Origin of the sequence: Streptomyces sp. NPDC006372 (genome assembly GCF_040612515.1) — a bacterium.
Lineage (GTDB): Bacteria > Actinomycetota > Actinomycetes > Streptomycetales > Streptomycetaceae > Streptomyces.
In genome coordinates this window covers 220,438-237,725 of the sequence record NZ_JBEXQJ010000003.1, presented here as the reverse complement: position 1 = coordinate 237,725, position 17,288 = coordinate 220,438, and the positions used below count along the sequence as shown (strand labels likewise).

15 protein-coding genes are annotated in these 17,288 nt (G+C 72.0%); 8 read left to right on the top strand and 7 right to left on the bottom strand.

The window, feature by feature from the left end:
- The first annotated feature begins 139 nt into the window (after nucleotides 1–139).
- The 3 genes from ABZ016_RS08200 (at nucleotide 140) to ABZ016_RS08190 (ending at nucleotide 5,172) form a co-directional block, all read left to right on the top strand.
- Nucleotides 140–2,095, top strand: a complete 1,956-nt coding sequence (locus ABZ016_RS08200; RefSeq protein ID WP_356915718.1) for a Xaa-Pro dipeptidyl-peptidase — start codon at nucleotides 140–142, stop codon at nucleotides 2,093–2,095.
- Entirely contained in the window at nucleotides 2,092–3,366 is a 1,275-nt protein-coding gene (locus ABZ016_RS08195; protein ID WP_356915717.1) for a M14 family metallocarboxypeptidase, read from the top strand. The genes ABZ016_RS08200 and ABZ016_RS08195 overlap by 4 nt, the downstream gene beginning before the upstream one ends.
- 66 nt (nucleotides 3,367–3,432) lie before the next feature.
- Nucleotides 3,433–5,172 carry a BCCT family transporter gene (locus ABZ016_RS08190; RefSeq protein ID WP_356915716.1) on the top strand — a complete coding sequence of 580 codons (1,740 nt, stop codon included), beginning with the start codon at nucleotides 3,433–3,435 and terminating at the stop codon, nucleotides 5,170–5,172.
- A gap of 164 nt (nucleotides 5,173–5,336) precedes the next feature.
- Here the strand turns inward: ABZ016_RS08190 and ABZ016_RS08185 are convergent, their stop codons facing one another.
- Nucleotides 5,337–6,287: an FAD-dependent oxidoreductase gene (locus tag ABZ016_RS08185; protein WP_356915715.1), complete on the bottom strand. Its 951-nt coding sequence runs from the start codon at nucleotides 6,285–6,287 to the stop codon at nucleotides 5,337–5,339.
- 67 nt (nucleotides 6,288–6,354) lie between these two features.
- Here ABZ016_RS08185 and ABZ016_RS08180 point away from each other — a divergent pair, with 67 nt between their 5' ends.
- Together ABZ016_RS08180 and ABZ016_RS08175 are read left to right on the top strand one after the other, a co-directional pair.
- Nucleotides 6,355–7,374 (top strand): oxidoreductase, encoded by a 1,020-nt coding sequence (locus tag ABZ016_RS08180; protein ID WP_356915714.1) that lies wholly within the window; start codon nucleotides 6,355–6,357, stop codon nucleotides 7,372–7,374.
- A gap of 29 nt (nucleotides 7,375–7,403) precedes the next feature.
- Entirely contained in the window at nucleotides 7,404–9,044 is a 1,641-nt protein-coding gene (locus ABZ016_RS08175) for an ABC-F family ATP-binding cassette domain-containing protein (protein WP_356915713.1), read from the top strand.
- On the opposite strand, the gene ABZ016_RS08170 is transcribed toward ABZ016_RS08175, so the two are convergent.
- From ABZ016_RS08170 to ABZ016_RS08155, 4 genes are all read right to left on the bottom strand, one after another.
- Complete coding sequence (locus ABZ016_RS08170) at nucleotides 9,041–9,589, bottom strand: putative glycolipid-binding domain-containing protein (protein ID WP_356915712.1); 549 nt, start codon at nucleotides 9,587–9,589, stop codon at nucleotides 9,041–9,043. The two genes, ABZ016_RS08175 and ABZ016_RS08170, sit on opposite strands and share 4 nt — an antisense overlap.
- Nucleotides 9,590–9,701: 112 nt before the next feature.
- On the bottom strand, nucleotides 9,702–12,086 hold the full coding sequence (locus ABZ016_RS08165; protein WP_356915711.1) for a Tex family protein: 2,385 nt from the start codon (nucleotides 12,084–12,086) through the stop codon (nucleotides 9,702–9,704).
- Nucleotides 12,087–12,185: 99 nt separating this feature from the next.
- The gene (locus tag ABZ016_RS08160) at nucleotides 12,186–12,317 is read right to left on the bottom strand and encodes an LPFR motif small protein (protein ID WP_276327110.1); all 132 of its coding nucleotides are present in this window, start codon (nucleotides 12,315–12,317) and stop codon (nucleotides 12,186–12,188) included.
- Between the two features lie 147 nt (nucleotides 12,318–12,464).
- Nucleotides 12,465–13,334 (bottom strand): hypothetical protein, encoded by an 870-nt coding sequence (locus ABZ016_RS08155; protein WP_356915710.1) that lies wholly within the window; start codon nucleotides 13,332–13,334, stop codon nucleotides 12,465–12,467.
- Nucleotides 13,335–13,449: 115 nt separating this feature from the next.
- On the opposite strand from ABZ016_RS08155, the gene ABZ016_RS08150 reads away from it, so the two are divergent.
- Complete coding sequence (locus tag ABZ016_RS08150) at nucleotides 13,450–14,409, top strand: GlxA family transcriptional regulator (protein ID WP_356915709.1); 960 nt, start codon at nucleotides 13,450–13,452, stop codon at nucleotides 14,407–14,409.
- Between the two features lie 28 nt (nucleotides 14,410–14,437).
- A complete protein-coding gene (locus ABZ016_RS08145; RefSeq protein ID WP_356915708.1) occupies nucleotides 14,438–15,073 on the top strand; it encodes a DJ-1/PfpI family protein in 636 nt (211 codons plus the stop codon).
- Here the strand turns inward: ABZ016_RS08145 and ABZ016_RS08140 are convergent.
- A complete protein-coding gene (locus tag ABZ016_RS08140) occupies nucleotides 15,060–15,815 on the bottom strand; it encodes an enoyl-CoA hydratase/isomerase family protein (protein ID WP_356915707.1) in 756 nt (251 codons plus the stop codon). The genes ABZ016_RS08145 and ABZ016_RS08140 overlap by 14 nt on opposite strands.
- 218 nt (nucleotides 15,816–16,033) lie before the next feature.
- Between ABZ016_RS08140 and ABZ016_RS08135 the strand changes: the two genes are divergently transcribed.
- Complete coding sequence (locus ABZ016_RS08135) at nucleotides 16,034–16,540, top strand: ATP-binding protein (protein WP_356915938.1); 507 nt, start codon at nucleotides 16,034–16,036, stop codon at nucleotides 16,538–16,540.
- 31 nt (nucleotides 16,541–16,571) lie between these two features.
- On the opposite strand, the gene idi is transcribed toward ABZ016_RS08135, so the two are convergent.
- Complete coding sequence (gene idi / locus ABZ016_RS08130) at nucleotides 16,572–17,165, bottom strand: isopentenyl-diphosphate Delta-isomerase (protein WP_356915706.1); 594 nt, start codon at nucleotides 17,163–17,165, stop codon at nucleotides 16,572–16,574.
- Nucleotides 17,166–17,288: the final 123 nt, after the last annotated feature.

Sequence of the window (17,288 nt, the reverse complement as noted above, 5' to 3'; positions counted from 1 at the left end):
GGTCATGTCCATGGCCCCTGTTGTCACACGATCGCCATTCGGCCGACATGAGCACACCCGGCCCACGGTGGCGCCCCGGACACGCCGGTCCGTCAGGTGCCCTCTTCTGAACAGGAGTTGACCGATGTAGCGTCCGGCCATGCCGAAACGCACGCGCTTCACGACCTGGAGACCGCTCGCGACGGCGGCCGCGGCCGCCCTGATGGCCACGCTGCTCACCCCGGCCGCGGCACACGCCGCCCCACGCGGGAGCGAGCCCGTCCACTCCTACGAGAACGCCATCCGCGAGGCCGTCTGGGTGGACACCGGGCTGGACGGCGACGGCGACGGAAGGGCCGACCGGGTCGCCGTCGACATCGTCCGCCCCCGCGAACCCGCCAGGCAGGGCCGCAAGGTCCCCGTCATCATGGACGCCAGCCCGTACTACTCCTGCTGCGGACGCGGCAACGAGAGCCAGAAGAAGACGTACGACGCCGACGGCCGCGTCGTACAGATGCCCCTGTTCTACGACAACTACTTCGTGCCGCGCGGCTACGCCGTCGTCGGCGTCGACCTGGCCGGGACCAACCGCTCCGACGGCTGCGTCGACGTCGGCGGCCGCTCCGACGTCCAGTCCGCGAAGGCCGTCGTCGACTGGCTCAACGGGCGCGCCAAGGCCTACACCAGCCGCACAGGCACCACCCGCGCCGAGGCCGGCTGGACCAACGGACGCACCGGCATGATCGGCAAGAGCTGGGACGGCACCATCGCCAACGGCGTGGCCGCGACCGGCGTCAAGGGCCTGAAGACCATCGTCCCGATCAGCGCCATCTCCTCCTGGTACGACTACTACTTCCAGCAGGGCGCCCCGCTGTACGACTCCGGCCCCGAGTGGCTGTCCGACTACGTCGACAGCCCGGACGCCCGCGCCAAGTGCGGCGCCGTGCAGCAGAAGCTCGTCGACGGCGCCCCGCGCACCGGTGACTGGACGCCGCTGTGGACCGAGCGCGACTACGTCAGGGCCGCGCGCAAGGTCAAGGCCAGCGTGTTCCTCGTGCACGGCATGCAGGACCTCAACGTGCGCATGAAGCACGTCGGCCAGTGGTGGGACGCCCTCGCGAAGAACGGCGTCGAGCGCAAGATCTGGCTCTCCCAGACCGGCCACGTCGACCCGTTCGACTTCCGCCGCGGCGCCTGGGTCGACACCCTGCACCGCTGGTTCGACCACGAACTCATGGGCTACGACAACGGCATCGACCATGAGCCCATGGCCGACATCGAACGGCACCCCGACCAGTGGACCACCTCCAGGGTCTGGCCGCCGAACGGCACCCGGGCCGCCACCCTGCACCCCGACCGCGGCAGCCAGGCCGGCGTCGGCACCCTCGGTCTGCGCCGCGGTCACGGCACCGGGACCCTCACCGACGACCCGGACCTGGGCGAGACCGACTGGGCCGCACAGATCGACAAGCCGACGCCGGAGAAGGCCGGTTTCGTCACCCGGCCGCTCAGCCGCGACCTGCGCGTCTCCGGCTCCTCCCAGGTCACCGTCACCGCGCGGCCCTCCACCCCGACGGCCCATCTCTCCGCCGTCCTCGTGGACATCGGGCCCGGCACCATCCGCGACTACGCCGACGGCGGCGAAGGCATCACCACCCTCACCGACCGGACCTGCTGGGGCGCGAGCACCGCCGGTGACAGCGCCTGCTTCAAGGCGACCAGGGCGAAGACCACCGACGTCGACTACACGATCGTCAGCCGCGGCTGGGCCGACCTCGGCAACCACGCCTCCGACCTGAAGGGCGCCCCGCTCACTCCGGGCAAGCGGTACACGATCACCCTCGACCTGGCGGCGACCGACCACGTCGTCCCCCAGGGCCACCGCCTGGCACTGATCGTCGCCGGCACCGACAAGGGCCTCATCGACCCTCCCACGGACCGGCCGAAGCTCACGCTCGACCTGTCCCGCACCTCGGCGCGCGTCCCGTTCGTCGGCGGAACCGCCGCCTTCGCCCGCGCCACCACGGGCGCCGCGTTCACCACCCCCGACGCCGGATTCCTGGACGGCGTACGCAACCCGCGCACCACTCACCGTGTCCCGGAGGGCAGCCAGTGAACCGCGTCCGCGCCCTGACCCTGACCGCCGCGGCCCTCGCCGCCTCCCTGGTCGCCGTTCCGGCCCGGGCCGGCACCGACACCCCGCCGCGCACCGGCTTCGAACAGACCGACGGAGCCCGCTGGACGGCGCAGCCCGAGGAACAGGACTTCCTGAAGGCCGTCGACCGGTCCAGCAGCCGCGTCTCCATGACCCGCTTCGGTACCACCGAGCAGGGCCGCCCGCTCCAGCTCGTCCGCATCGGCACCCGCCCGACGCCCAACAAGGTGCTGCTCGTGTGCAGTCAGCACGGCGACGAGCCCTCCGGCCGCGAAGCCTGCCTGACCACGATCCGCGACCTCGCGTACGCCCGCGACAGCCGCACCCGGCGCTTCCTGGACCGCACCACGGTCCTCGTCGTGCCCACCGCCAATCCCGACGGCCGGGCCGCCGACACCCGCGGCAACAGCGACGGCGTCGACATCAACCGCGACCACCTCGCCCTGCGGACGGCGGAGGGCCGCGCCCTGGCCGCCGTCATCCGCGACCAGCGCCCCGACCTGGTGTACGACCTGCACGAGTACGGCGCCACACCCCCGTACTACGACAAGGACCTCTTCGACCTGTGGCCGCGCAACCTCAACACCCACGACGCGGTCCACGACGAGGCGCGGACCCTCTCCGAGGCGTACGTCCGCCCCGCCGCGCAGCGGGCCGGCCACTCGACCGGCACGTACGGCATCTGGACGGACCCCGGGACCGGCGAGCCGGTCAAACAGGTCGCCGGTGACGGGCAGGAGCGCATTTTGCGCAATATGTCCGGTGTAAAGCATGCGGTCGGTCTGCTCATCGAGAGTCGCGTGGACCCGCTCACCGACGCGGAGAAGGACGACGAGGCGCTGAACAACCGGCGCCGGGTCACCTCCCAACTGGACGCGCTCAAGGGCTTGTTCGCCTACACCGACCAACGACGGGGCGCGGTCGAGGCGGCGACGGGCCGGGCCCGGCTCACCGGCTGGGCCGACACCGGGCCCGTCTACGTCGGCGGCGCCGACAACGACGCGCCCGAACCCGCCGAGGTGATCGGGAACCCGCCCTGCGGCTACCGGCTCACGGACGCCCAGTACACCGAGGTCGCGGACGAACTCGCGCTGCACGGAGTACGCGTACGCAAGGACGATGACGGCGTGCTCGTACCCCTGCGGCAGTCCCTGCGGGCGCTTGTCCCGCTCCTGCTGGACGAGCGGGCGACGTACCACCTGACAGCAGCCGTTCCCGAAACGCAATGTTGAAGGGGGTGAAATTGCGCCACACGTGGTAGGGGCGTTACGGAGGACTTACGTCTCTCCTACGTCCCCATGAAAGGTGCCGCCGTGACGCATGACCGACCAAGAGATCAGGAGCAGCATGCGGAAGGCTCACTCCCAGGATCGGAAGCGGGCCTTCCAGGTCAGGGAAGGCCGGCCACCGACCGGATAGTTTTCGGGGTCACGGCCGTGCTCACCCTCGCCTTCGTGGTCTGGGGGGCCACGGCCACGGACTCGCTCGAAAGCGTTTCCACCAGCATGCTCAGCGGGCTGATGCACAACGGCGGCTGGGCGTTCATGCTCGCCGCCTCGGGCTTCGTGGTCTTCGCGCTGTGGCTCGCCGCCAGCCGTTACGGCCGTATCCACCTCGGAGCCGAGGGCGAGGAGCCCGAGTTCCGCACGGTGTCCTGGGTCGCGATGATGTTCAGCGCGGGCATGGGCATCGGCCTGATGTTCTACGGCGTGAGCGAACCGCTGTCGCACTACTCGACGGCCCCGCCGGGCACGAATCCGGCCGACTCCGGTGACCGCATGGAAACGGCCATGGCCACCACCCTGTTCCACTGGACGCTCCACCCGTGGGCGATCTACGCGGTGGTGGGTCTCGCCATCGCCTACAGCACGTTCCGCAGGAAGCGGCGCCAGACCATCAGTGCCGTCTTCACCCCGCTCATCGGCAAGAAGCACGCGAACGGCGCCGCCGGCCGCGTCATCGACATCCTCGCCATCGTCGCGACCATCTTCGGTTCCGCAGCCTCGCTCGGTCTGGGCGCGCTGCAGATCGGCTCCGGTGTGCAGGAGCTGAACTGGATGGACAAGGTGAGCACCGGGCTGCTCGTCACGATCATCGCGGTGCTGACCCTGGCCTTCGTCGCGTCCGCCGTCTCCGGTGTGGAGAAGGGCATCCAGTGGCTGTCCAACACCAACATGGTGCTGGCCCTGATCCTCGCCGTGTTCGTGTTCGTGGCGGGCCCGACCATCATCGTCCTCGACCTGCTGCCGACATCGGTCTTCGCCTACCTCGGCGACCTGCCGCAGCTGGCCGGACGTACGGAGGCCAGCGGCGGGAAGGATGTCGCCGACTGGCTGGGCAGCTGGACCGTCTTCTACTGGGCCTGGTGGATCTCCTGGACGCCGTTCGTCGGCATGTTCATCGCCCGTATCAGCCGGGGCCGGACCATCCGGCAGTTCGTCGGCGGTGTGATCCTGGTACCCAGCACGGTCAGTCTGATCTGGTTCGCCATCTTCGGCGGTTCGGCGATGAAGATGCAGGAAGGGGGTCAGCTCGGCAAGGAGGCGACCCCTGAGGGCCAGCTCTTCGACGTGCTCCAGCAGTTCCCCCTCGCGACCGTCACGAGCCTGCTCGTGATGATCCTCGTCGGCATCTTCTTCGTGTCGGGCGCCGACGCGGCGTCGATCGTCATGGGCACCCTGTCACAGAAGGGAGCGCTCGAACCCGGGCGGTTCGTGGTGGTGTTCTGGGGTGTGGTCACCGGTGCGGTGGCCGCGATCATGCTCCTCGTCGGCAGCGGTCAGGGCGACGCCCTGACCGGCCTGCAGAACCTCACGATCCTCGCGGCGGCCCCGTTCGTCGTCGTGATGACCTTCATGTGCGTCGCCCTCATGCGCGACCTGCGCCGCGACCCGGTCATGGTCCGTGAGCAGATGGGCTCCGAGGCCGTCGAACAGGCCGTCATCGAAGGCCACAAGAAGTACGACGGCGAGTTCGAGTTCCGCGTCGGCCCGGGCCGCGGCCCGGACGTGGAAGGCGACCCGATCGGCAAGCACTGACCGTGAACCGAGGGGCCCGGGGCACCATCGCCCCGGGCCGCCCGGCCCGCCGCCCCGGGGTCAGCGACCGACTCGCCCGTCGCCGACGACCGGATCCCCCGGGCCCCTCGGCCCGGGGGATCCGGTCGTTCGCGTCTCCGACGCGGCTCGATCGGTCGGGTCCCTCAGTCGAGTACCAGCCGAGCCGTCTCCTCGGCGCACCCCCAGGCCACCGTGACCCCCGCGCCGCCGTGGCCGTAGTTGTGCACCAGCAGGCGCCCGTCCGGCAGTGGTTCGCGTTCCAGGCGAACTGTGGGACGAGTGGGGCGCAGACCGACCCGGTGCGCCAGTACACGCGCCCCCGCGATCTCCGGTCGCAGGGCGGCGCAGCGCCGTAGGATCGTCTCCGCCGTCGCGGGGTCGGGCTCCAGCGACCAGGCGTCCTCCTCGGCCGTACCGCCGAGGACGAGCCCGCCCGGTTGCGGGAACATGTACGCGTAGTCCCCGGTCTCGTCCTTGCGCACCAGCCAGGTGTCGATGCCCGGGTTCTCGACCACGACCAGCTGTCCGCGTACGGGCCGTACGGACTCGTCCGGCACCAGCTCCCTCGCGGCCAGGCCCGTGCAGTTGATCACGACCGGCGCGTCGGCCTCCGCGAACGAGGACACCGTGCGCGCCTCGACCACGCCGCCCGCCGCCACGAACCGCTCCCGCAGCCACGGCAGATGGGCGGGCATGTCGAGAAGCGGCAACCGTGCCCGGACCCCGGGCCCGGCGTACTCCCCGGCTGTGGTGGCGCGCAGCCCCGGCACCCGTCCCGCCAGCCACCCCTCGACCTCGTCGAGACGGGTCTCGCCCAGTACCCCTTCGACCACGCGTACACCGCTCCGCACGTCCCGCGCCGCCAGTTCCTCGTACACCTCCAGGGTCCGCAGCGCCCACACCCGAGCCAGCGCGACCGGCTCGATCCGGTACGGCCACCACAACGCGCCCGCCACCGCCGAGGTGGTCGCCTCGGCAGGGTCCCGCGTCCACACCCGCACCCGCCGCCCTCGCTCCGCGAGCACCACCGCGGCCGTCAGCCCCACGACCCCGCCACCGACAACGACGATCTCGTCACTCCGCTCGCCAGCCATGACCCGGACCGTAGCGGAATGTGTCATGCCGTGCTCACATCACGCGCTGTGCGGGAATACTCACAGCATGTGTGCCGAATACACGACCTTCGGTCTGGCACCCGCGATGCGGGCCGGCGGAGTCCTCACCGACGGTGGCTACCAGGTCCACCGGGACTTCGTGGACTTCATCGTCGACGGACGCCCGCTGCTGTTCCAGCTCTCCGACCTCGACGCGGTCTCCCCGCTCGCCTCCGACGTACCACCCGCGATCTTCACCGCGCAGGTCCGCAGCCTGCTCCTGGAGAGCGCGGCCCCGCTGCCCGGCGGCCGGTACGTCGTCTACGGCTGCCCCGAGTGCGAGGACCTGGCCTGCGGTGCCGTCACCGCGGTCATCCGCAGGGACGGCGAGGACGTCGTCTGGCGGGACTTCGCCTGGCAGACCGACGAACACGTCGACCTCGACCTCAACGGCTACCACGGCATCGGCCCGTTCCGCTTCCGCGGCGCCGAGTACCGCGCGGCGCTGAGCCCCCTGCTCGACGGCGCCCCGGACACCCGGCGCCGCGTCCTGCTGATCGGCGCCCGAGTCACCGTCCTGGCCAAGCTCGCCGCGGCGTTGCGCACCATCGGCGTCGGCGCCGACATCGCCCACGACACCGACGCGGTGCCCGCCGACGAACTGCGCGGCTACGACGCCGTCGTCTTCGGCCACTCCGTCGGAGAGAGGGAACGCGCCGCCGTCCGAGACGCCTTCGAGCGCGCAAGGGTCCCCGTCGCCCACGTCGACGGCCTCGCCCCGATCGTCCCCCTGCTCGTCGCCCAGATCGAACACGCCCTGGACCGCGGCCCGGCCGAGCGGCGCCGCCTCACCGGGCTGACCGCACGGGGCGGAACGGCGGACGTCGACGTCACCTCGGCCTGCCGGGTCACGCTCACGGCGTACCGCCTCGACCGGCTCGCCCGGCCCCACACCCACGAGGTCTTCGACGGTGTCCTCGAAGCGGGCCACCACCGCGTCGCCCTCGACGGCAAGGCCGTGAAGGGGCAGTCGTTCGTGGTGGCGCGCACCTCCACAAGCGTCCTGGTGACGGCCGTGACGCACTGAGCGACCCGCCCATTAGGATCAGCGCTCTGATGACTGCCACCCTCGTCGCCAAGAACCTCGCCGCCGGCCACGGCGACCGCTCCCTGTTCACCGGCCTCGACCTCGTCGTGGCGCCCAGCGACGTGATCGGTCTGGTCGGAGCCAACGGCGCGGGCAAGTCCACCCTGCTCAGGATGCTCGCCGGGCTCGTCGCACCCGAGCAGGGCGAGCTGCGCCTGTCCCCGCCGACCGCCACCGTCGGCCACCTGCCCCAGGAGCCGGACCGCTGTCCCGGCGAGACCGTACGCGCGTTCCTGGGCCGCCGCACCGGCGTCACCGAGGCCCAGCGGACCATGGACGAGGCGACCCAGGCCCTGGTCGACGGGACACCCGGCGCCGACGACGCCTACGCCACGAGCCTGGAGCGCTGGCTCGGACTCGGCGGCGCCGACCTAGACGAACGCGCCGAGGAGATCGCCGACTCGCTCGGGCTCGCCATCGACCTCGACCAGCCCATGACCTCCCTCTCCGGCGGCCAGGCGGCCCGCGCCGGACTCGCCTCCCTGCTCCTGTCCCGCTACGACCTCTTCCTCCTCGACGAGCCGACCAACGACCTCGACCTGGACGGCCTGGAGCGCCTCGAACGCTTCGTGAGCGGTCTGCGCGCCGGGACGGTGGTCGTCAGCCACGACCGCGAGTTCCTCACCCGCACCGTCACGAAGGTCCTCGAACTCGACCTCGCCCAGCGGCAGATCAACCTCTACGGCGGCGGCTACGAGGCCTACCTGGAGGAGCGGGAGGTGGCCCGCCGGCACGCCCGCGACGACTACGAGGAGTACGCCGACAAGAAGGCCGCCCTCCAGGACCGGGCCCAGACGCAGCGCGCCTGGATGGACAAGGGCGTGAAGAACGCGCGCCGCAAGGCGGGCAACGACAACGACAAGATCGGCCGCAAGTTCCGCAGCGAGGCCAGCGAGAAACAGGCCGCCAAGGCCCGGCAGACCCAGCGCATGATCGAGCGGCTGGAGGTCGTCGATGAGCCCCGCAAGGAGTGGGAACTGCGCATGGAGATCGCCGCCGCACCCCGCTCGGGCGCGGTCGTGGCGACCCTGCGGGACGCCGAGGTGCGGCGCGGCGACTTCGTCCTCGGCCCGGTGTCGCTCCAGATCGACTGGGCGGACCGGGTCGCGGTGACGGGCGCGAACGGCGCCGGCAAGTCCACGCTGCTCGCCGCCCTGCTCGGCCGTGTCCCGCTCGACGCCGGGCACGCCGCTCTCGGCTCGGGCGTCCTGCTCGGCGAGGTCGACCAGGCCCGCAAGCTGTTCCACGGCCGGGAAGCACTGCTCGACGCCTTCCGCGCGGCCGTCCCGGACACCGAACCGGTCGAGGTCCGCACTCTCCTGGCCAAGTTCGGCCTCAAGACGGACCACATCCTGCGCCCCGCGGCGAGCCTCTCCCCGGGCGAGCGCACCCGAGCCGCCCTGGCGCTGCTCCAGGGCCGTGGCGTCAACCTCCTGGTCCTCGACGAGCCGACCAACCACCTCGACCTGCCCGCCATCGAGCAACTGGAGTCGGCCCTCGACGCCTACGAGGGCACCCTCCTCCTCGTCACGCACGACCGCCGCATGCTCGACGCCGTACACGTGACGCGCCGCCTGGACGTGGCGGACGGCAAGGTGACCGAGCGCTAACGGGCCGTCAGACGAGTGGCGAGCCGGGGATAGTCCACGACGTACCCCTCCGCGTCGAACTCCAGGTCACTGCGGAAGTCGCCCGAGGCGTAGCGGACCCGCCCGGGCCCGAGATGCGTGTACGTCTGCCGCGACGGCCGCACGGCGAGGTCCGGCACCGACACCCAGGCCATCAGGAACTCCCGCTCGCCGGGCACCTGATGGAGCCTGTGCCGGAGCACCGGCATGGTGTTGGTGAGCGGGCAGAGCCCGAGATCGCAGTCGAGCGCGCCGTCGACGCCGGGCAGCGCCTCGCCGTTCGCGGTCCAGGCTCCCTTTCCGTCGTGCCGCAGATCGAGCGTGCGGCTGCCGTCGGCGGACTCGGCCGTCACCCGCAGCCGACGGGTCACGAACCCGTCGGCCGAGTCGAGTTCGTACGAGATCCAGTACGGCTCCGGAACGATCCCGACGGCCCGCCCACGCGCCCGCAGCACCCCTTCCCCGAGCTCGGGCCACGCGGTCTCGAACCCCCGGCTCGCGGACACTTCCCAGGTGATGGCAGACATGCCCCCACCTTAGGTCTGAAAGGGAGCGAAGCTCCGCTTTCAGGGGCGCGGGGAACTGCGCGACCAGCCACAACGGACCCGCAGCTCCCCACGGTCTCCCCGGCGCACACCGTCAGCGCTTGCCGCCCTTGGGGTCCACCAACCCGGCCCGGCGCAGAGCATCGGCCATCGCACTGTTGGCCGGCGGCGCCGCCTGGCGAGAACCACCACCCCCGCCACGCCCACCCTGCCGCTGCTGCGGCGGCCGCCCCCCGCGCTGCCGGCGCTCACCGGAACCGGCGCCCTGCCCCTGCGCGCCCTGCGCGGCCGCCTCGTCGTCGAGACGCAGCGTCAGCGAGATCCGCTTGCGCGGGATGTCGACGTCGAGGACCTTCACCTTGACGATGTCCCCGGGCTTCACCACGTCCCGCGGGTCCTTCACGAAGGTCTTCGACATCGCGGAGACATGCACGAGACCGTCCTGGTGGACACCGACGTCCACGAACGCCCCGAAGGCGGCGACGTTCGTCACGACGCCCTCCAGGACCATCCCGGCCGACAGGTCGGAGATCTTCTCCACGCCTTCCTTGAAGACAGCCGTCTTGAAGGCGGGACGCGGGTCGCGGCCGGGCTTCTCCAGCTCCTTGAGGATGTCGGTGACCGTCGGCAGACCGAACGTGTCGTCCACGAACTCCTGCGGCTTCAGCGAGCGCAGCACGGAGGTGTTGCCGATGAGACCGGCGACCTCCTGCCCCACGGTCTTCACCATGCGCCGCACCACCGGGTACGCCTCCGGGTGCACACTGGACGCGTCCAGCGGGTCGGCACCGCCGCGGATCCGCAGGAAGCCCGCGCACTGCTCGTACGCCTTCGGGCCCAGCCGCGCCACCTTCTTCAGCTCACCCCGGGACGTGAACGGGCCGTTGGCGTCGCGGTGCGCCACGATGTTCTCGGCGAGCCCGGAGGTGATGCCGGAGACCCGGGCGAGCAGCGGCGCCGACGCCGTGTTGACGTCCACGCCGACGCCGTTCACACAGTCCTCCACCACCGCGTCCAGCGACCGCGACAGCTTCACCTCGGACAGGTCGTGCTGGTACTGGCCGACACCGATCGACTTCGGGTCGATCTTCACCAGCTCGGCCAGCGGGTCCTGAAGACGCCGGGCGATCGACACGGCACCGCGCAGCGACACGTCCATGTCGGGCAGCTCCTGCGAGGCGAAGGCGGACGCCGAGTACACGGAGGCGCCGGCCTCGGACACCATCACCTTCGTGAGCTTCAGCTCCGGGTGCTTGGCGATGAGTTCACCGGCGAGCTTGTCGGTCTCGCGGGACGCCGTGCCGTTGCCGATCGCGACCAGCTCGACCGCGTGCTCCTTCGCGAGCCGGGCCAGCTTGGCGATGGCCTCGTCCCACCGGTTGGCCGGGACGTGCGGATGGATCACGTCCGTGGCGACGACCTTGCCGGTCGCGTCCACCACGGCGACCTTGACCCCCGTGCGGAAACCGGGGTCGAGACCGAGCGTGGCGCGCGTGCCCGCGGGGGCGGCGAGCAGCAGGTCGCGCAGGTTCGCCGCGAAGACCCGCACCGCCTCGTCCTCGGCTGCCGTGCGCAGCCGCAGGCGCAGGTCGATGCCGAGGTGCACGAGGATGCGGGTGCGCCACGCCCAGCGGACCGTGTCCGTCAGCCACTTGTCGGCGGGGCGGCCGCGGTCGGCGATCCCGAACCGGTTCGCGACGATTCCCTCGTACGAGGACGGGCCGTCGGCCGGCTCCTCGGGTTCCAGGACGAGTTCGAGGACCTCCTCCTTCTCGCCGCGCAGCATGGCGAGGATGCGGTGCGAGGGCAGCTCGGTGAACGGCTCGGCGAAGTCGAAGTAGTCGGCGAACTTCGCGCCCGCCTCCTCCTTGCCGTCCCGCACCTTGGCGGCCAGCCGCCCCCGCACCCACATGCGCTCACGCAGTTCGCCGATCAGGTCGGCGTCCTCCGAGAACCGCTCGGTGAGGATCGCCCGGGCGCCGTCGAGGGCGGCCTGCGGATCGGCCACGCCCTTGTCGGCGTCGACGAACGCGGCGGCCGCGGCGAGGGGCTCGACTCCGGGGTCGCCGAGCAGCCCCTCCGCCAGCGGCTCGAGACCGGCCTCACGCGCGATCTGCGCCTTGGTGCGCCGCTTGGGCTTGTACGGGAGGTAGACGTCCTCCAGGCGCGCCTTGGTCTCGGCGCCCCGGATCCGTGCCTCCAGCTCCTCGGTGAGCTTGCCCTGCTCGCGCACCGACTCCAGGATCGCGCTCCGGCGCTCCTCCAGCTCCCGCAGATAGCGCAGCCGCTCCTCGAGCGTGCGCAGCTGCGCATCGTCGAGCATCTCGGTCGCTTCCTTGCGGTAGCGGGCGATGAAGGGCACCGTGGAACCGCCGTCGAGCAACTCCACGGCGGCCCTGACCTGCCGCTCCCGTACGCCGAGCTCCTCGGCGATCCTGCCTTCGATGGACCCTGCTCCCAGGGACCCGGGTGTCGTCACGATCCCGTACCGCCTTCTCCACTGAGGTTGCGCGGCAATTGTGGCAGGTGACAGCGCGACTCGGGGATCAGGGCGGCCCCGGCAAGTCGGGGACCGGGATCAGGCCCTGCGGCTGCGGGTGGCGGAGGAGGCCCCGCCGAAGAGCCGGGCCAGGGCCCGGAACGGCAGTGTCACGACGGTGGCGATGGCGCCGCCGATCTGGCGCAGCACGTCTGCGATAGCACGGAACACGAAATTCCCCTTTCTCCTCTCCCGACCGCAACGGCCGGGAGAGATCGGGTACCTCGTCAAGGCCTCACCATGCGTCACAGCCGAACGGAGTCCCCGGTACGGCAACCGCGGGCTCGGAAACGGTCACCGCGGGTCCGCAACGGGCAATCAGGCCTTGCCCAGGAGATCCGCCGGAAAGGCCCCCGCCGCGACCGCCGCCTGCGCGAACGCCCCGCCCAGCTCGGTCAGCCGGGCCACGCCCTCCGGGCCCAGGTGCTCGTACGGTGCCCGGTCGAGGCGGTCGGTCTCCCGCTCGATCTCCTCGCGCAGGGCGACGCCCCGCTCGGTCAGGTCGCCGGTCCCCTCCAGCAGTCCGCGCTCACGCAGCCGGCCCGTCGCCGCGTCCCAGTCCTCCTGGCTCCAGCCGCGGGTGGAGAACACCCACTTCGGCGCCATGCCCCTGCCCGTCGCGGTGTGGGTGACCATAGCCTCCAGACCGTCCAGCCCCGCGGACATCAGCACGGCGAGGTGCCCGTCGCCCCGGTGCTCGCGCAACAGGGTCGCCGCGTGCCAGTACGCGAGGTGCGGCTCCTCGGGGACGGGCAGGTCGGCGTGGGCGGCGTAGAGCGGCCTCGCCCCGCGCGAACAGGCCTCGGTGGCGCGCAGCGCGAGCCGCGCCGCCTCGGCCATCTCCGCCGACGCCACGGCCTCCTCGCCCAGCAGCCGGCGCAGCGTGGCGTCGACCGCACGCGCGCGGGCCGCCAGCACCTGGCCGGGCGTGGCGCTCTCCCACACCGCGGGCACGTGCCGGGCCACCAGCTCGTACTTGTAGTTGTAGAAGGCCGCGGCCACCGCCCCGGCCCCGACCGGTCCGAGGGCGGCGGCCCGCACGGCGAAGTTCACGGCGTGCGGACGGGTGACTCCGGCGGCGCCCAGTTCCCGCCCGAGGTCCGGCGAGAAGTAGTGCGTCGCGTGCAGGGAGTTGAGCACGTTCTGGCAGCGTCGGCCGGCGAGCGGCTCAAGGGCGGCAGTCGTCATGCCCGGCAGGTTACCAACCGCTTGGTATGGCCTCTGCGGCCGCGACCCCCCATGGCAGGAAAGGTGGGGAACTCGTCATTGCGGCCGTCCTCCGCACCCGCGAAGAATCGACCGCATGGCCCAGCGCACCGTTCTCGCCGTGCTCTTCGACGACGTGCAGAGTCTCGACGTCACCGGGCCCGTGGAGGTCTTCGCCGGCGCGGAGCTGCTCTCCCCGGGGTCCTACCGGATCCGCACGGCCTCCCTGGACGGCGCTCCCGTGCGGACCACCAGCGGTCTGACCCTCGTCCCCGACACGGCCCTGGCCGGCGCGCCCGACCCGGACATCCTCCTCGTCCCCGGCGGCACGGGCAGCCTGCGTCCCGACCCGCGCCTGGTCGGCTGGGTGCGCGAGCACGGCCCGCGCGCCGGGCGTCTGGTCTCCGTGTGCACCGGCGCGAGCGTCCTCGCCGAAGCCGGGCTCCTGGACGGCCGCCGTGCCACGACCCACTGGGCGTACTGCGACCGGCTCGCAAGCCGGCACCCGGCCGTCGAGATCGACCCCGACCCCGTCTACGTACGCGACGGGCACATCGCCACCTCGGCCGGTGTCACCGCCGGCATCGACCTCGCCCTCGCGTTGGTCGAGGAGGACCTGGGCCGGGACGCCGCCCTCACCATCGCCCGGCACCTGGTCGTGTTCCTGCGCCGGCCCGGGAACCAGGCCCAGTTCAGCGCTCAGCTCGCCGCACAGACCGCCCGGCGCGAGCCCCTCCGGGAGGTGCAGCGCTTCATCACCGAACGCCCCGACGCGGACCTGTCCGTCGAGTCCCTCGCCGCCCGCGCCCGCCTCTCACCCCGCCACTTCGCCCGCGCCTTCCGCGCCGAGACCGGCATGACCCCGGGCCGCTACGTCGACCGCGTCCGCCTCGAACACGCCCGCCGCCTCCTGGAGGACACGGCCGACGGCATCGAGGAGATCTCCCGCACCAGCGGCTACGGCACGCCGGAGGCCATGCGCCGCGCCTTCCTCAAAACCCTGGGCACACCACCGGCGGAATACCGCCGCCGCTTCCGCCCCGCGACCACACCCTGAGCCCGCCACACCGACCGAAAGGGACACCGTGCAGATCGCCATCGTCCTCTACGACCGCTTCACCGCCCTGGACGCCGTGGGCCCCTACGAGACGCTGGGACGACTCCCCGGCGCGGAGACCGTCTTCGTGGCCGAGGAGGCCGGCCCCGTACGGAACGACTCGGGCAACCTCGCGCTCACCGCCGACCGCGCCCTGGCCGAGGTGCCGAACCCCGACATCGTCGTCGTCCCCGGCGGCCCCGGCCCGCTGCCGCTGGCCTCGGCCGGGCCCCTGCTCACCTGGCTGCGCACCGCCGACGCCACCAGCACCTGGACGACGTCCGTGTGCACCGGTTCCCTGCTGCTCGCCGCCGCCGGACTCCTGAAGGGGCGCCGCGCGACCTCCCACTGGCTGGCCCTGGAGGAGCTGAAGCGCCACGGCGCCGAGCCCACGGGGGAGCGGGTCGTCACCGACGGCAAGTACGTCACCGCCGCCGGGGTCTCCTCCGGCATCGACATGGGACTGACCCTGCTCGGCCGGATCGCGGGCGACGACCATGCCCAAACGGTGCAGCTCGCCGCCGAGTACGACCCCCAGCCGCCCTACGACGCGGGGTCGCCGGAGAAGGCCCCCGCGCACATCGTCGAACTGCTCCGCACGCACTCCGGCGTCATCCTGACGTAGGCACACTCCAGCCGAACCGCGGCTGCCTGCGCTCCAGGAACGCGGCGACGCCCTCGGCGGTGTCGCCGCTCGCGCGTGCCTGCCCGGCCCAGTGCGCGTCCCGGTCCGTACGCCCGTCCGCGAACTCCTTCGCCGCGGCCTGCGTCAGCTGCGAACGGGACACCAGGGTCCGGGTGAACTCGGCGACCCGCTTGCCGAGTTCACCCCCGGGCAGCACCTCGTCGGCCAGGCCGGTGCGCAGCGCCTGCTCCGCGTCGATCAACTCCCCGGAGAACAACAGGTACTTGGCGGTGGCCGGCCCCACCAGGGACACCAGCCGCCTGGTCGAGGACGCCGGGTACACGATGCCGAGCTTCGCGGGCGTCACACCGAACAGCGCCCCCTCCTCGGCGAACCGCAGATCACAGGCCGCCGCCAGCTGCGCCCCGCCGCCCACGCAGTGCCCGCGCACCGCGGCCAGGGTCGGCTTCGGGAACGCGGCGAGCGCCTCCTCGGCCGCCACGGCCAGCCCCTGCGCCTCCTCCGGTGAGCCCAGGAGCGTCGAGATGTCGGCCCCGGCGCAGAACGTCCCGCCCTCGCCGGTGAGCACCAGCGCCCGCACGGCCGGATCGCCCGCCAGCGCGTCGAGCACCGGGGGCAGGGAGCGCCACATCGCCGCCGTCATGGCGTTGCGCTTCTCCGGGTGGCGTATGACGACGGTCGCGACCGCGTCGGTGACGCTGTACTGCAGCTGCGGCTCCATGCGCCGGATGCTATCCGGAGGCCAAACCCGTACAACCCGAATAGTTCGCCGAGACGGCACAACAGAGGCAGGACCAGTCCCACAACTGACCGTGTCATACGCCAACGGTCAGAAGTGCTCGATAGTTGCTGACTTCTGTTCAGGCCCGGAGTCCGGAGCGCATCGTTACCAACACTCGGGGTGTGGCGACAATCGAGCGCGAGGGTGGCGACCGGACGATGGACGACGACGGGCGCGTGCCGGGCCCACGCCCAGAGGGCGGCGCGGCGCCCCTCGGCCCCGGGCCCGCGCACCCGCTGCCGTACGAGGGGGTCTGGCGGTTCTCCGCTCCGGCGGTCGAAGCCTCGGTCCCGCAGGCCCGGCACGCCGTACGGGACCTGCTGCTGCGCCAGGGCGTGCCGGTCTCGGACGATCTGGCCCAGGGGCTGCTGCTGATCGTCTCGGAGCTGGTGACGAACGCCGTGAAGCATGCCGCGGTGCTGTCCCCGACGATCGCCGTCGAGGTGGCCGTCGGCGCCGAGTGGCTGCGCGTGTCCGTGGAGGACAACCACCCCTACCGGCCCACCGCCCTGGAGACGGACCACGGCCGGACCGGCGGTCGCGGGCTGCTGCTGGTGCGCGAGGTCACCCGGGAGGCGGGTGGCTTGTGCGAGGTCGACCACACCGCGAGCGGCGGCAAGGTGATCTGGGTCGCCCTGCCGCTCAAGCCCGCGCGCTTCTCCTAGACCCCGGGCGCTGCCCCCCGCCGAGGAGCAGTCACCAGCCTGCCGACGAGCCCGTCAGTTCCCTGATCGCCGGCCTGGCCGCGTCCAGGACGGTCATGAACCAGGACGAGAAGGTGTCCTTGGCGTGCCGCTCCGTCAGCTCGGGCGGGGTCACGAACGCCGTCGACGCCACCTCCTCCGGATCCGGCCGCAGCACGGCCTGCACCATGCCGACGAAGAGGTGGTTGTACTCCTGCTCCACCAGCCCGGACTCCGGGTCCGGGTGGTTGTAGCGGACCGTGCCCGCCTCCGCCAGCAGGGACGGCGAGGCGCCGAGCTCCTCGAAGGTCCGCCGCGCCGCCGCCGCGAAGGGCGCCTCGCCCGGGTAGGGGTGGCCGCAGCACGAGTTCGACCACACACCGGGGGAGTGGTACTTGCCCAGCGCGCGCTGCTGGAGCAGCAGCCGGCCGTACTCGTCGAAGAGGAACACGGAGAACGCGCGGTGCAGTTGCCCGGGTGGCTGGTGGGCGGCGAGCTTCTCCGCGGTGCCGATCGTCACGCCGTCCTCGTCGACCAGTTCCAGCAAAATCGCGTCTGCGGTGCCGTTCGACGGGTTGTGCGTCGCGGTGGCAGGTGTGATCGGCATACCCATCCTTCACATCGGTCTTCGCGCCCCAAGTCTGCCGTACGAATCCGGCACTCCCGGCACTTCGCGGCGCGCCCGCATGTCCCGCGCGACGGCGCGGTGCCCGGACGGGGCCGCTCGGTC

Excerpts from the sequence above, each read along its gene's own strand:
- ABZ016_RS08140 (WP_356915707.1), bottom strand. The coding sequence starts at position 15,815 with ATGGAGCCGCAGCTGCAGTACAGCGTCACCGACGCGGTCGCGACCGTC.
- ABZ016_RS08190 (WP_356915716.1), top strand. The coding sequence starts at position 3,433 with ATGAAAGGTGCCGCCGTGACGCATGACCGACCAAGAGATCAGGAGCAG.
- ABZ016_RS08150 (WP_356915709.1), top strand. The coding sequence starts at position 13,450 with ATGGCCCAGCGCACCGTTCTCGCCGTGCTCTTCGACGACGTGCAGAGT.
- ABZ016_RS08155 (WP_356915710.1), bottom strand. The coding sequence starts at position 13,334 with ATGACGACTGCCGCCCTTGAGCCGCTCGCCGGCCGACGCTGCCAGAAC.
- ABZ016_RS08180 (WP_356915714.1), top strand. The coding sequence starts at position 6,355 with ATGTGTGCCGAATACACGACCTTCGGTCTGGCACCCGCGATGCGGGCC.
- ABZ016_RS08135 (WP_356915938.1), top strand. The coding sequence starts at position 16,034 with ATGGACGACGACGGGCGCGTGCCGGGCCCACGCCCAGAGGGCGGCGCG.
- ABZ016_RS08170 (WP_356915712.1), bottom strand. The coding sequence starts at position 9,589 with ATGTCTGCCATCACCTGGGAAGTGTCCGCGAGCCGGGGGTTCGAGACC.
- ABZ016_RS08175 (WP_356915713.1), top strand. The coding sequence starts at position 7,404 with ATGACTGCCACCCTCGTCGCCAAGAACCTCGCCGCCGGCCACGGCGAC.
- ABZ016_RS08185 (WP_356915715.1), bottom strand. The coding sequence starts at position 6,287 with ATGGCTGGCGAGCGGAGTGACGAGATCGTCGTTGTCGGTGGCGGGGTC.
- idi (WP_356915706.1), bottom strand. The coding sequence starts at position 17,165 with ATGCCGATCACACCTGCCACCGCGACGCACAACCCGTCGAACGGCACC.
- ABZ016_RS08200 (WP_356915718.1), top strand. The coding sequence starts at position 140 with ATGCCGAAACGCACGCGCTTCACGACCTGGAGACCGCTCGCGACGGCG.